Raw genomic sequence first — 14687 nt, 5'->3', positions numbered from 1 at the left:
AGGTGCCCAAAGTAGAATTGCCGCAAGGATCTGCTGGCGCAGGGCGGCACAGCAGGACCGGCCGGCTGTGGCCGCAGGGCAAGCGGGGCAGGATCATCGTGCTGGCAGCAGGCGTGTGTGCCGCTGTATTGATCGTCACGGCGATTGCTGTTGCGAGCCGGCCGTCGTTACCCGCCCTATCGGAGATGGAGATTCAGATGCCGGAGCGGACCTTCTTCCCGGTTTATCAGGATGCGGCCTGGAGTCCGGGCCCCGCGGATGCGCTGGGCTTCGCCGAAGCGGCCGACAATGGGAAGTTCACGCTGCTGGTCGAGCCGGGCACGGGTCAAATCGCCGTGCGCGACCGCAGCAGCGGGTATTTGTGGCGGAGCAATCCGCCTGCAGACCAGCTGGAGACAGAAACGGTGAAGGGTCTGCAGCTGTCGAACCTGCAATCGCCCTTTATTCTGGAATACGTCACGACGGGGAATACGCAGCGCAGTATGACAAACGCGCTTGAGCCAAAGCCGGGCATTCGCTACGACACGTTCAATAAGGGGCTTCAGGCGTCATATGCCTATCCGGAGCTGCAGCTTTCCTTCGTTATTCAATACGAGCTGACGGACAGCGGACTTGAAGTAAGCATTCCAACCCAGGGCATTGAAGAACAAGGAGAGAACCGGCTGTTGGCGCTCAATGTGCTGCCGTTCTTCGGAGCCGTATCCGCAGCGGAGGACGAGGGCTACATGTTCGTGCCGGACGGTCCGGGAGGCTTGATCCGCTTCGATAAGAAACGGCTTGCGGGCGGCGTCCGGTATGATTATCCCATCTACGGCGACGAAATCGCCAATGCCAAGGCGCCGTCGGTTCCCCGCGAGCAGATCGGTTACCCGGTGTTCGGTCTGAAGCGGGGGGATCATGCCTACGCCGCCATTGTAAAGGAAGGCAAATATACGACATGGGTCAAAGCGATGCCGGCGGGTATTGTGTCGGGCTATCACGCGGTAAGCGCGAACTTCGTGTACCGTGAGGAGTACCCGCGGAGAGTGAGCCGTCTCGGTGCGCCGATCAACACGATGCAGAAGGATAGAGTCAACCGCGACCGCCGAGTCGAATATCGACTGTTATCCGGCGATGAGGCGAATTACGCCGGGATGGCGCATGCGTACCGCAGCTATCTGGAAGAGTCCGGCATGCTCGGCAAGCCGCTTGAAGCGGTCGAGCACGTACCGCTGCAGCTGGCCGTCCTCGGGGGCGCCGCGAAGGATACGTCCGGCGGCCTGCGCTACGTGCCGATGACAACGTTCAAGCAAGCAGAGGGGATGGTGGAGGAGCTCGCTGCAAGCGGAGTGCAGAAGCTGAGGCTCATCTATAACGGCTGGCAGCAGGACGGATATGTCGAATCCGATAACCGGTTTCCGGTCGAAGCGGAGCTCGGGGGAGAAAGCGGGGCCGCCCGTCTGATCCAAGCGGTGCACGACAAGGGAGGCGAGATGTGGTTTGCCGATAACATCGCGGTCATGCACCCCGATCAAGCGGATGTTTCCGCGAAGACCGAAGGCATGCGAGGAGTCGACGGTACCGTAGTCTTTAACCGGAAAGGGCAATTTATGCTTAATCCGCAGACTTCCGTACGGGCCGCCAAGAATACAGTCGACCGGTTCGCGGCATTGGGCGCGGATGGCTTGCTGGTCGATGGGCCCGGCAAAACCGTGTTCCGCGATTACAACAGCGGGCAGGCGGTAGAACGGGAAGATACCGCTCATCTGTATCAATCGTTTCTGGGGTACGTGCAGGAACGATTCCCGCTCGCCGGTACGGTCCAAGGCAATGATTATGCGCTGCGGAACATCGATTTGATTATCGAACTGCCGACGAACTCCAGCTACGATGTCATCATCGACGAGACGGTGCCGTTCTACCCGATTGCCGTCCACGGCTCCGTCGCGTATACGGCGGCACCCGGCAATTTGCGCCAGATGAGCGATGAAGAGCTGCTGCGCGCGATCGAATATGGAGCGGTTCCCTATTACATCCTGACGGACGCGCCGAGCCGCCGATTGATCGGCACGAGCTATGACAACAAGCTCTATAGCAGCGAATTTGCAGTCTGGAAAGACCGGGTGGCGGAGGAATACAAGAAATTCGACCAGTTGGCCCATGTCTACAACCAGCGCATACGCGGTCATCGGAAGCTCAATGATTATGTTTTTGTTACGACATATGAGGATGGCACGGAAGTAACGGTGGATTACAAAGCCAATCGGTTCGATGTGGCGAAGGGGGCGGCAAGATGAACACGGATTCAGGCAATGTCGTGAAGTCTGGCGGCATATCGATGCATTCGGCCGAGACCTCGCCCCTTAGCGGCGGCAGCCGGATGGACGACAAGCAGCGCCGCAGACGCTATTTTCTATACCGCTGGAAAGATTATGGCGTCGGATATTTGTTTATGCTCCCATGGATGATCGGGTTCGCGGTGCTTGTTGCGTTTCCCGTCGGCTGGTCGCTATTCAACAGCTTCAACAAAGTGCGCATTACGCCGGAAGGCTTCAAGTTCGAATGGGTCGGCATCGACAATTACAGAAGAGCGTTCGTCGAAGACAATATTTATTCAATCCAGCTCATTACCTATTTTCAAGAAATGCTGCTGATGATTCCACTGATTCTGATCTTCTCGTTCTTCGTATCGCTGCTGTTGAACCAGAAGTTTCCCGGGCGCACATTGGTGCGGGCGGTCTTCTTCCTGCCGGTCATATTCGCCACCGGCCAGGTGCTGACGGAGCTGTTCGTCCAAGGCGCAGGCAAGCTCCCGTTCATCGAGCAGTACAATCTGGAAGGGCTTGTGAGGGAAAATGTCGGTCCGCGAATTGCCGAACCGATGCTGGCCGTATTGAGCAAGGCGGTTATTATTCTGTGGTATTCCGGGGTGCAGATTCTGATCTTCATCGCCGGGTTCCAGACGATTCCGAGAACCATCTACGAAGCTGTCCGGATCGACGGGGCATCGCCGTGGGAGAGCTTCTGGAAAATTACGCTGCCCGCGATGGTGCCGTTTATCGGGTTGAATGCGGTGTTTACGATCGTCGATCTGTTCACTTTTCCGTTCAATCCGGTAATGGATCATGTCCGGGCCAATATGTTCAAGCCGGCCACCGGCTACGGTTACGCAAGCGCCCTGGCATGGATTTATTTCGCCATCATCATCGCGCTGCTTGCCATCGTTCTCTGGATTACGTACCGGGCGGCCAAGGGAAGGAGGGAGATGCGGTGAAGGGCGACGGATTAGCAGCAAGGGCCAATGAGGCCATTAGCCGGCTGAAGCAGGACTCCGGGCATGTTCTCGGCAGCCGCAAAGCGCAGCAAGTGAGGAAAATGCTGGTCGGCCAGCATGTCAATGACGGCTGGATCGCCAAGATCGTCATTCTGCTGCTGCTGGCGGTCATCGGATTTCTGTACTTGCAGCCCGTATTTTATATGATATCGACGATGCTGAAGACGGTCAGCGATTTGATCGATCCGGTTGTGCAATGGATTCCGCGTACGGTCAACTGGCAGAATCTCAGCGATGCCTGGCGAGGCTTGCGTTATCCGGAGGCGTTTGCGAACACGCTGACAATCGCGCTCGTCTGCTCGGTGGCGCAGGTCTGCTCCTGTGCCGTTACCGGCTATGCGTTGGCACGGCTTAAGTTTCCGGGTCGGAATCTCGCATTCTTTCTCATTATCGTTACGTTTCTCATTCCGCCGCAGATTACGATGATTCCGCTGTATGCGATCTACGGCAAGCTCGGCTGGCTGAATACGCCGCTGGTCTTCTTCATTCCTGCCATATTCGCGCAAGGCTTGCGGGGGGCCTTGTTCATCATCATCTTCCGGCAGTTCTTCCTCACGCAGCCGAAGGCTCTGGAGGAAGCGGCCAAGATCGACGGGGCTTCGTCCTTCCGGTTGTTCTTCCGCATCATGCTGCCTCTGGCGCGTTCGGCATGTCTGGTTGTCTTTCTCTTTTCTTTTATCTGGTACTGGAATATGTACTACGAGCCGTCGATGTTTCTGGGCAAGGATTTCCTGCCCTTATCGCTGAGGCTGAATTTGATGCAGGAGGAGCTGATGGGAAACACGGCGATTAATTTTAACGCGGGCTTCGGCAAGGATCCCATATCCGAAGGGCCGAAGATGGCTGCTGCTTTCCTCATCATCATGCCGCCGTTAATCGTGTACATGATTACCCAGCGCTGGTTCACGGAAGGGATTGAGCGGACCGGCTTGGTTGAATAACGATGCGGAAGTGCGTGTTATGAAAGGGGGTGACCGTCTTCGCATTAGCGTGAGCGGGCAAGGGGGCGCACGGCAGCTTTCACGACGGCTTTCTTAAATGAACGGGAGAAATTATTCGATGGAGGTCTATCCGATGAAGAGAAAAGGTTATATATCAGCGGTTCTAGCCATTATGCTCTTATTCACGCTTGCTCTGTCCGCTTGCTCGAAGAATGAATCGAACGGCAGCGAAACGAAGAATCAGGGGGGAGCGGAGAAAAGCGGTAATACATCCACGAATAACGGGACGAACGATACGCCGCAGGATGTGCCGGACGAGAAGAAAGAACCGGTTACCTTGAAGCTGCTGACGTGGTATGTCGGACAGTATCAGCAGGAATTCGATCTGTTTCACAAGAAATATCCATGGATTACGATTGAACCGCTCGTCGTAGGCGGTGACGATGCCATGATGGAGAAGCAGGCGGCATTGGTGGCCAGCGGCGATTCGGCGGACTTGACCTGGATTCAAGGCTTGAGCACATGGACGAACGAAGGCTTGCTGGAAGACTTGACGCCATACATCGAGGTCGACAAGACGATCCAGGAAGCGAAAGTATCCCCAGGGTTTCTTGATGCATTCAAAACCGGTGAAGAGCGTTTCGCGATTCCATTCTCCAAAATCGCCGAATGGATTATCGTCAACAAGGATTTGTTGAAGAAAAAGGGCATGGAGATGCCGGCCAACGATTGGACCTATGACGATTTGTTGGAGATGGCGAAGAAAGCGACGGATCCGGCAGCCGGGGAATACGGGATCGCGTATGACGCTCTGTTCTCGCAGCAGTTCAAATGGGCGATGGCGGTTGCCAACGGCAGTGCGGAGAACCTATACTTCCTGAACGGCGATTTGACGCAGAGCGTGGCGCATACGCCTGCCGTATTGAACGATATGCGCTGGATCATGGAATTGACGACCAAGTGGAATGTCATTCCGACTGCCGATGAAGCGGCAAAGATGGGCTGGGACCTGAACAACAGCTTCTTGACGGGCAAAGCGCTGTTCACGCTCGGTGCGGACTGGGTGCTGCCGGGCTTGAAGACGGAAGCCAAGTTCGAATGGGATGTTCTCCCGATGCCGAAGGGCAAATCGAAGCAAGTCACGACGCAGATCCTTGGCCCGATCGGCATATTGAAAGCGTCCAAGCATAAGGAAGAAGCGTTCAAGTGGCTCAGCTTCCAATTCGAGCTCGAAGCGCAAAAGTGGATGATCGAGAACGGTTCGAATACGTATGTCGAGCATCCGGATCTGGAGAAGTATATCGACGAGGTCGAGATGTGGAAAGGCAAGAATACCGAAGCGATCAAAATATCCACCAAGATGTGCTGTGACCTTCCGGGGGCCAATGTTCCTGACTTTACCGAGTACTTATCCACGGTAGACAATGCGCTCACCGATATGTTCCGGACCGGTAATGGCGACGTGAACGGCATTATCCCTGCGGTCGAAGCGTGGAACAAGAAGACGCTGGTATCCCGTAAGCTGTTGGGATGGTAAGCGTAACAAAAAGGGATGGAATGGAAGAATGAGTGAAGAAGCGGGAGATCAGGCATTGCAGCCTGACTCCCGCTTTGTTTGTTCTAAGGGCGCTTCTTCTTAGCAGATTAAAATCTATCGTATATGTAGTATCCTCCGGATATGGCGATTATGGCGATGTATGCCGAGTCGAACCTGAAGGCCGAGGATTCATTTTTCTAGCCTGTTCCGGATCACATTAGCACCTGATCTTATGATGCGACGTTCATGGCCGGCAACGAGATGATAAACCTTTATCTGGCGATAGTTTGGCAGATGGTTTCGAGGACGGTTCGTACATCGTTTCGTTGACAATGGTGTACAAAGTGCAAAAATAGCTTCATAAATCCGTGTCTGAGGCTGAATTGTTGTACTTTATACATCATCAAGGCCAGAAAAGCACGTGCTAGCATCTCGATTGGAGGTATTGTTGCAGAATCTACAACAATACCTGTATCGGAGCGCCTTTTTCCTGCTTAGAATTGTACAATATGCAAGATTATGAAGCCGAAACCTACTCATGTCAGCATGTGTCACCCTCCGCATGTTGTTCATATAGCTGTTGGTTCTCGGCCAGAGGGAATGAGGTCCCCGATCAAAAGGAATATAACGATTCGTGTCGAATACTACGAGTATTATGTCAAAAAGAACACTTGTTTGTATGACGCTAACATTTTTACTCGTATTGGTAGGTATTCGGGTGTTATGGATCTATCTCCAGCTCCCGTCGGAACCGATCCCCATCGTCCGGGGGGTAATGGATCTCCGCGGATCAAAATTGGATTCAGATAGCATCATCGCATTAGATGGTGAATGGGAATTTTATCCAAACAAGCTCATTATGAAAGAAGCGGTTGGTAAGGAAGCAGCCGGCGAGGCTCCCGTGTCGATCCAAGTTCCGGGCAATTGGGGAAAGACGCTCTCTCCGGACACCGGGTCCAATTACGGCTATGGCTCCTATCGGCTGCGCATTCTCCTTGATCCGGAGGATGAGCGGTTGTTCCGCATCCGCCTGAAGGGAGTCGCTACGTCATCCGAGCTTTACGTAAACGGACGTCTGTTGGAGGGCTCTGGCAAACCGGCTGAATCGAAGCAGGGATTTAAGGACGGCAATTCGCTTTATTCCGTTGCATTCAATCCTGACAACGGTACGATCGATGTCGTGATACAAGCGGCTAATTATTCTGACAGAAGTACCGGCGGAATCTCCTATTCCATCAAGTTCGGGACCGAAGCTGCCGTTTCCGGGGAAATGCGCTTTAATTTCGCGATGGAGTTCTTGGTAACCGTCGTGCTGGGGCTGCATGTCATATATGCGCTGCTCATTTATTTATTCGGCGCGCGAGAGAAGGTGCTCCTGACCTTCGCGGCGCTCGTGTTCAGCGCCATGCTGATGGTGCTTACGGACGATGACAGACTGCTGCAGCAATGGTTATCCCTGAGCCGGGATACGACGATCAGGTTGCAGATCATGTCATTGGGCGGCATTGCCTTATTTCTGCTCAAATTCGGCCGGGGGCTTCTGCCTGACTATATGCCGCATAGAGCTTACCGGCCGATGCAAGTATTGAATACGGCGGCTATTGCTTTCGCAGTCGTTCTTCCGGTCACGATTTTGTTGCCAGCTATGCTCATCAATTTTATGATGCTGCTCATGTCGATCGTGATCTTCCTGATCGTTACGATACGTCTGATCAAGTCGGGCAGCAAGGATGCCGTATTTCTGATGTTGGGCACGATTGCGATCATCCTAAGCGGTATTGGCGGATTGCTTAAGAATACCGGCTGGTATGTTGCGGAGTTTTACCCGATTGACTTGACCGTCGCGTTTCTGGCTTCTTCATCCTTCTGGTTCAGGCGGTATAACTCTTCCGCCGCTCTGACGGCGCATCTGTCGGAGAAGCTTCAGGAGGAAGTGAAGCGAAAGGATGATTTTCTGGCGAACGTATCCCACGAATTGCGTAACCCGCTGCATGGTATTCTGAACATCACTCAGACGGTCTTGGAAACCGAGAAGAGCGTCCTAGGAGAGCGGAACACCCGGAATCTGGAGCTTATTGTAACTGTCGGGCGGCGGATGTCGTTTATGCTTAATGATCTGCTGGATCTGACGCTGCTTAAGGAAAAGGGGATTCGTCTGAAAGAGAAGCCGGTTCAGATTCAAACGGTTGCGGCAGGCGTTATCGATATGCTGCGTTTCATGACGGAAGGCAAGCAGATCCGGTTCGACAATCAAATACCGAAGACATTCCCTATGGTGATCGCCGACGAGAGCCGGCTTATCCAAATTCTGTTCAATCTACTGCATAACGCCGTCAAGTTCACGAATGAAGGCGTCATCACGGTCAGGGCTCAGGCGGAAGGCGGGCAAGCGATGATTCACGTCGTCGATACCGGTGTCGGGATGGACGTCGAGCAGCAGAGCAAAGTATTCGAGCCTTACGAGCAGGGAGAAACCGGAATAACGGCGATCAGCGGCGGAATCGGGCTTGGCCTGAGCATCTGCAAGCAGCTTGTAGAGCTGCATGGGGGAGTGATCCAGGTGAGCTCGGTCCGCGGCCAAGGCTCCTCCTTCACGTTCTCGTTGAGTTTGGCCGGCGCAGCCTATTCAGCCTATTCAGCCGTGCCGGAAAATCCGCCGATGGGATGGCTGACCGATGTCTCCAGCGATTCGGAAGCGGCCGTTTCCATTCCGCCGGAGGGGCTTGATGAAGCAATCGCCAAGCCTCATGCCAAGGCAGATGGCGAAGGGCCGATCGTCTTGATCATCGACGACGATTCCGTCAACCGGATTGTGATGGAGAACATTCTGGCCGCGGATGGCTGCAGAGTCATTACGGCCGGCAGCGGCAGGGAGGCGCTGTCCGTCCTGGATTCGAGAGAATGGGATATGATCATTGCCGATGTTATGATGCCTGCTATGTCGGGCTATGAGCTTACGCGGCTCATCCGGGACCGGTTTACGATTGCAGAGCTTCCCGTCCTGCTATTGACGGCCCGAAGCCGCCCGGAGGACCTGCAGGCGGGCTTCCTATGCGGCGCTAACGATTACGTGACGAAACCGGTGGATGCAGCTGAATTACGCATGCGGGTATGGGCATTGACCGAGCTGAAATATTCGGTCCGCGACCGGCTGCGCTTGGAGGCCGCATGGCTGCAGGCGCAAATTAAGCCCCACTTCCTGTTCAATACGTTAAATTCCATTGCCGCTTTAGGCGATTTTGACACAACCCGGATGAGGAGCCTGCTTGAAGCGTTCGGGAATTATTTGAAGGCCAGCTTCGATTTCCGCAATTCCGAGCGTCTAGTCCCGCTCGAGCAGGAGCTTGCTCTTGTTCGTTCCTATCTGCACATCGAGAAAGAGCGGTTCGAGGACCGCATTCAGGTGCGCTTTGAGGTTGACGAGGGCTTGGTGCAAGGGCTGTACATCCCGCCGCTGACGATCCAGACCCTGGTGGAGAATGCGGTCAGGCATGGGATTCTAAGGCGGTCTCAGGGCGGCGAGATCGTTATTCGGATAACGAGGTGCCCGGAAGGCGCGGATGTGGCGATTATCGATAACGGTGTCGGAATGGACAAGTTAACGGTGGCGAAGCTGCTAGAAGGGAGTCCGAAGCCGGGCTCAGGGATCGGACTGCGCAATACGGACAGAAGGCTGAAGCAAATTTACGGCAAAGGATTGCACATACGAAGCCGGTTGGAAGAAGGGACGACCGTTGCTTTCCGATTACGGGAAGCGATCGTCCAATCAAGCTCTGATGCGATGTAAAGGAGATGAAGGAATGAACGCGTTACTGCTCGATGACGAGCCGCTTGCGCTTAGAAGCTTGGAGCATCAGTTGAAACGGTTCGAAGACGTGAAGATCATTGGCACGTTTTCTCTGCCGGTTCAAGCGGTATCGGCAGCTGAGGAACTGCAGCCGGACGTTGCTTTTGTCGATATCGACATGCCGGAGATGAACGGGATTCAAGTTGCGGAGAAGCTGCAAATGATTCATGAGTCGATCGCGATCGTATTCGTCACGGCTTATGAGGAATATGCCGTGAAAGCATTTGAATTGAACGCCGTCGACTATGTATTGAAGCCGGTGCAGCCGCATCGTCTCGAGCAGACGGTTGCCAGGCTTCAGCAGGAGACGATGAATCGCCGTGCTTCGGTCATGAAAGAGGCGGAGGAACCGGAGCCCGCTGTCCGCGTGCAATGCGCAGGGACGATGAACGTCTTCGGGCATGACGGGGAGCCGCTGTCCTGGCGAACCTCCAAGTCCCGCGAATTATTCGCCTATCTGGTGTACAAGCGCGGACAGCCGGTCCGGAAGGAGGTGCTGCTCGAGCTGTTATGGCCGGACTCTGACGAGAAGAAGGGCTTTACCCATATGTACACGACGATTTACAGACTCCGCAAAACATTCGAGTCGGCCTCCTTGAACATCAAGCTTCTCAACAGCGGGGACGGCTATTGGCTGAGCACGGAGGGGCTTCAAGTCGATATGCAGGAGTGGGAGGAAGCGATCGGCAAGCTCCCGCCTCTGTCGGTTGAATCAGCGGATGACTACCATCGGCTGCTGGACGACTATCCGGGCGATTATTTGAACGAGCAAGACTACATATGGACGCATGGTGAACGTCAGCGCCTGCGAAGCTTATGTTATCGGCAAGGGATGCAGCTGTGCCGCTTCTGGGCAAGCGAAGGCCAAGGCGACAAGGCGGTTGACATGTACGAGGGACTGCAGCGGCAGTACCCGCATTCGGAGGAAATATACGAAGCTCTTATTGAGCATTATGTGAATGAAGACCATCATTCGCTGGCTCAACAGCAATATGAGCTTCTCTCCGGCATGATGCGCCGAGAATATGATTCCGAGCCATCAGAAACGGCAAAACGGTTATTTAATAGCATTCGTCCGCTAGTGGATTAATACATAAGAGCCTGAAGCAGCAATACGCTGCCCGGCTCTTTTTTTATTTCACCGGAAAAAGTCATGGATTGTCGATTTTGGTCAGATTTTGGACATGTTGCAATGCTAGGATGGATTGAAGATTGTATTTAACAATATGGAATGTAAGAATCGGAGGTTATTAAAGAACGATGAAGAAGTTAAGTTTGGTTGTAGTGGGAATGCTGTTCCTGCTGCAGAGCATGAGCGGCTTTACCGGGTTGAATGTCGCCGACGCGGCGTCCAACAACGGGGTCATCGAGGAAAACATTCTGACAAGCGCATCTATGGAGGTGACCAAGAAGGATGGCAGCAAGGTGCCATTGGATCAGCCGATTGCAATCGAAGACGGCATGGTCGTCAAGCTGAATTATGAATGGGCGTTTCCGAATAGTCACGGATACGTAGGCGGCGATACATTCACCTTCTATCTTCCGGAGCAGTTCAAGATTGTCGGCCCTGATATTACGGGTGTTCTGACCGACGCGTCGATCGGTACATTCATAGCCTCTGCAGCCGATAACAAAGTCGTCATGACCTTTGCGCCGGATGTCGACGCAGACGCGGTAGGCGGCACAATGACCTTCGAGACGAAGTGGAACATGGATAAGATCAAAGAAACGACCACGGTTGTGGAACTTGCCGAGATTAACAATAAAGTGGTCAAGGTTCCGCTTAAATTCATTCCCAATGTAAGCAAGACGATTGAAAAGTCGGGTATTCCCGACAAAAGCAAAAATGCTAAAAACATCAACTGGACGATCGATGCGAACAAGAAGCTCGACAAGATCAAAGATGCGGTCGTTACGGATGAAATTCCTGCAGGAATGGAGTTGAACCCCGGTTCGATTCACATTTTCCCGCTGAAGGTAAATTTGGCAGGCAATGTTTCCGTTGATCCGGCTGCTGTCGAGCTTGTTTTGAATACCGATTACAAGGTGGAGAAGACAGGAGACAATAACGATAAAGACTTTAAAATTACGTTCCTGAACGAGATCGACTCCGCTTACCGCATTGAGTATTCGACGAAGCTGACGGATCGGCTGGAGAAGTTTGATAATACGGCCGTATTAAGCGGCGAAGGCATTACGCCCGTAGATGCCACAGCTTCCGTCGATGTCTCTTATGGCAAGCTGTTGGACAAAGAATCCGCCTATGACCGGAGTTCTCAAACCATTACGTGGACGATCAAGTACAATTACGGCGAGATGGACATTCCTCAAGCGGATGCCAAGCTGACGGATTTGTTCAATGACAGTCAAGCCTTAGTACCAGGAACTCTGCATGTTTATAATGTTACGGTTGACGGTAACGGTAACGGCACCCGAGGCAGCGAGGTTCAGAATTATACAGATACTCCGATCCCGGCCAAGGATGGGAAGGCTGGATTTGAACTTCAATTCAATTCGGCCATCAATACCGCATACGAGATCGAGTACAAGACACAGCCGACAGGTCCCGTATATGCCAATGAGAAAATAACGAACACGGTTTCGACGAAGGGGACCGATCCCGTTCCGAAGGACCGGTGGATTTTCCAGCAGTTCGGAATCAAGTCCTTGGATGCGGACTATATCAGCAAAACGATAAAATGGAATATTCAGATCAACGGCAATAACAAGCCGATGACAGATTTGAAGATTGCGGATACGTTCACAGGCGGCAAGCTGGAGCTGATCCCTAATACGCTGTCTGTTGTTGGACTGGATCCATCGAAGTACGACATCATTTATCCAGAGTCTTCACCTGGCGTCCACGATTACACGAAGGGCTTCAGCATTCATCTGAAGGAGCCTGTAACGACGGCGTTCAATATTACGTACGAGACGAAATTCTACAGCACGGATTGGGATTTCGGTACGCTGCAAGCATCTAAGAATACAGCTGTAATAACTTGGGAGGATGCGGACGGCAAGCCGCACAGCGTTACAGCCGGATCGGATTTCGATCCAAAGGGGCAAGCCAAGCTCAACGGATTCAAGAACGGATCTTATAATCCGGTAACGAAGAAGGTTACGTGGAAGGTTGGCTTTAACTACAACGGCAAAACGGTCAGCAACGCTGAACTGATCGATCCGCTGCTTGCCGGTCAATCATTCGTAGACGGATCGTTGAAATTGTTTGACATGAGCATTAAGAAGGACGGGGGGTTCCAGATTGCCAGCACCCCTATTCCAGATGACGGAACGATTTATACGCACTCCGTCGATGGAGATAACAAGCTGCATGTGAAGTTTAATCAAACGATCGACAAGCCTTACTATGTCACGTTCGAAACGATATTGGATAATACGATTATCGCGGATAAAGTAGAAAATACGGCATATCTGCATGAGGGAATCGATAAAGTTACCGAAGGCTTGTACGCATCGGTTGCGATTCCCCACGGTACCGAGTATGTAACGAAGGGCGGCAAGCAGAACGGGGGCGACATTGATTGGACGATTACGATCAATCAAGGTCAATCCCATGTTACGAATGCCAAAATTATCGATGAATCCAGCGATGGGCAAATCATCAAAGAAGATTCGTTCCATCTATATCAAGCGATTGTTGACGGGAACGGCGGAGTGACGAAGGACGTAAGCAAAGAGCTGGTCCAAGGAACGGATTATACCGTTGCCGTAACGAAGGCAGCCGGCGGCGGACAAACCTTCGAACTTTCTTTCAAGAATCCGATCAGCACCGCTTACATCTTGGAATACAAATCTACGATTGCCGCGGACGACGGGGATGAGTTAAGCAACGCAGTCACGTTCGCGGGCACGGGCGTAAACGTAACCGATTTGAGCTCGGAGAAGACCATCGTAGTCGGCAAATCGTCCGGGTCGGGTACAGGCAGCGGATTGAGAGGCAGCCTGTCCATCCTTAAGGTTGATGAGAAGAACACAGTCGTAACGCTTCCTGGTGCCGTATTCCAATTAGATCGCAAGCTATCGAATGGGACGATTGTACCGGGCAGCCAGCAGACGACCGATGCGGACGGCAAAGCCGATTTCACAAATCTCAGATACGGCACTTACATCTTGAAGGAGATCAAAGCTCCTGCAGGATACGAGTTGAATGCAGCTGATCTTGAAGTTACGATTAATTCGGCGAACGCGCTCGAAACGATAACGAACAAGAAGCTGCCGGATCCGCCGGTTAATCCGACTCCTCCGCCAGTATTTCCTTGGCCGCCGGTAGTAGATCCAGGCGAGCCGACGGAACCGGAAGAAGAAGTTGATCCGGAAACGCCAACAGAGCCGGGAGAGGAAGAAACGCCTCCGACCAAGCCTGGAGAGCCGACAGATCCGTCAGAGCCGGGCAAACCGGGAACTCCGACAGATACGACTAACCCGAGCAAACCGGGGACGAACGTCAAGCCGGGTACTTCGCCCGAGGACTTGTATGAAGTTGATACGGATCGTAATCCGCTTGGAGGCCTGGACGGAGGCCCGAAAGGAAAACCATCCAGCAGTGGGCTCACAACCTTGCCGAAGACCGGAGAAGACAGCAGCCTGCCGTATCAATTTGCGGGTCTTGGCATTATTATTCTGGGAGCATTCATGCTCATCAGAAGAAGAATGAACGGCAAGACGCAATAATAGCGATCCAATGGGGCGGGGCCTGATGCAAGCGCGTCAGGCCTCGCCAATCATCGCGAAATTATTGCATGAATAGATAGACAGTAGTCTAGCAGTCATGTATATTGAACATAGAATCCAGTGATTATGTCGTAGATAAAGCCACACGATAACGGCAAACCTGTCGAAAGGCAGGGACGCAAAGCTACAGGGCCTTCCCGGAATGGATGGCAGCCAGCTACCGAATGTTCAGGCTTTTTTTGTTTGTTCCGATGAAACAAGTACGATAACGGCAAACCTGCCGAAAGGCAGGGACGCAAAGCTACAGGGCCTTCCCGAATGGATGGCAGCCAGCTACCGAAAGGAGTTTTATCC

At 53.0% G+C, this 14687-nt stretch carries 7 protein-coding genes and 2 riboswitches; all 7 genes read left to right on the top strand.

All coding sequences use genetic code 11. The features are described 5' to 3' along the window. The first annotated feature begins 2 nt into the window (after positions 1–2). The 7 genes from L1F29_RS23380 to L1F29_RS23350 all read left to right on the top strand — a co-directional run bounded on the left by L1F29_RS23380 (position 3) and on the right by L1F29_RS23350 (position 14333). Positions 3–2276: a DUF5696 domain-containing protein gene (locus L1F29_RS23380; protein WP_258384447.1), complete on the top strand. Its 2274-nt coding sequence runs from the start codon at positions 3–5 to the stop codon at positions 2274–2276. Beyond that, positions 2273–3253: a carbohydrate ABC transporter permease gene (locus L1F29_RS23375; RefSeq protein ID WP_258384446.1), complete on the top strand. Its 981-nt coding sequence runs from the start codon at positions 2273–2275 to the stop codon at positions 3251–3253. The genes L1F29_RS23380 and L1F29_RS23375 overlap by 4 nt, the downstream gene beginning before the upstream one ends. After that, positions 3250–4254: a carbohydrate ABC transporter permease gene (locus L1F29_RS23370; RefSeq protein ID WP_258384445.1), complete on the top strand. Its 1005-nt coding sequence runs from the start codon at positions 3250–3252 to the stop codon at positions 4252–4254. Before L1F29_RS23375 ends, L1F29_RS23370 begins: the two co-directional genes overlap by 4 nt. Positions 4255–4387: 133 nt before the next feature. Next, on the top strand, positions 4388–5791 hold the full coding sequence (locus L1F29_RS23365; RefSeq protein WP_258384444.1) for an extracellular solute-binding protein: 1404 nt from the start codon (positions 4388–4390) through the stop codon (positions 5789–5791). A gap of 796 nt (positions 5792–6587) precedes the next feature. Continuing rightward, complete coding sequence (locus tag L1F29_RS23360; protein WP_258384443.1) at positions 6588–9578, top strand: hybrid sensor histidine kinase/response regulator; 2991 nt, start codon at positions 6588–6590, stop codon at positions 9576–9578. A 13-nt stretch (positions 9579–9591) separates the two neighbouring features. Next, a complete protein-coding gene (locus L1F29_RS23355) occupies positions 9592–10728 on the top strand; it encodes a response regulator (RefSeq protein WP_258384442.1) in 1137 nt (378 codons plus the stop codon). Between the two features lie 170 nt (positions 10729–10898). Then, positions 10899–14333 carry an LPXTG cell wall anchor domain-containing protein gene (locus L1F29_RS23350; protein ID WP_258384441.1) on the top strand — a complete coding sequence of 1145 codons (3435 nt, stop codon included), beginning with the start codon at positions 10899–10901 and terminating at the stop codon, positions 14331–14333. A gap of 143 nt (positions 14334–14476) precedes the next feature. After that, positions 14477–14558, top strand: a riboswitch (cyclic di-GMP riboswitch). Between the two features lie 35 nt (positions 14559–14593). Beyond that, a riboswitch (cyclic di-GMP riboswitch) is annotated at positions 14594–14674 on the top strand. The last annotated feature ends 13 nt before the right edge of the window (positions 14675–14687 follow it).

Source organism: Paenibacillus spongiae (assembly GCF_024734895.1).
Taxonomy (GTDB): Bacteria; Bacillota; Bacilli; order Paenibacillales; family Paenibacillaceae; genus Paenibacillus_Z; species Paenibacillus_Z spongiae.
This window is presented reverse-complemented; position numbering and strand designations above follow the sequence as displayed.

What these genes read in the sequence shown, in the direction of transcription:
- L1F29_RS23375 (WP_258384446.1), top strand. Translation starts at nt 2,273, where the DNA reads ATGAACACGGATTCAGGCAATGTCGTGAAGTCTGGCGGCATATCGATG.
- L1F29_RS23365 (WP_258384444.1), top strand. Translation starts at nt 4,388, where the DNA reads ATGAAGAGAAAAGGTTATATATCAGCGGTTCTAGCCATTATGCTCTTA.
- L1F29_RS23355 (WP_258384442.1), top strand. Translation starts at nt 9,592, where the DNA reads ATGAACGCGTTACTGCTCGATGACGAGCCGCTTGCGCTTAGAAGCTTG.
- L1F29_RS23350 (WP_258384441.1), top strand. Translation starts at nt 10,899, where the DNA reads ATGAAGAAGTTAAGTTTGGTTGTAGTGGGAATGCTGTTCCTGCTGCAG.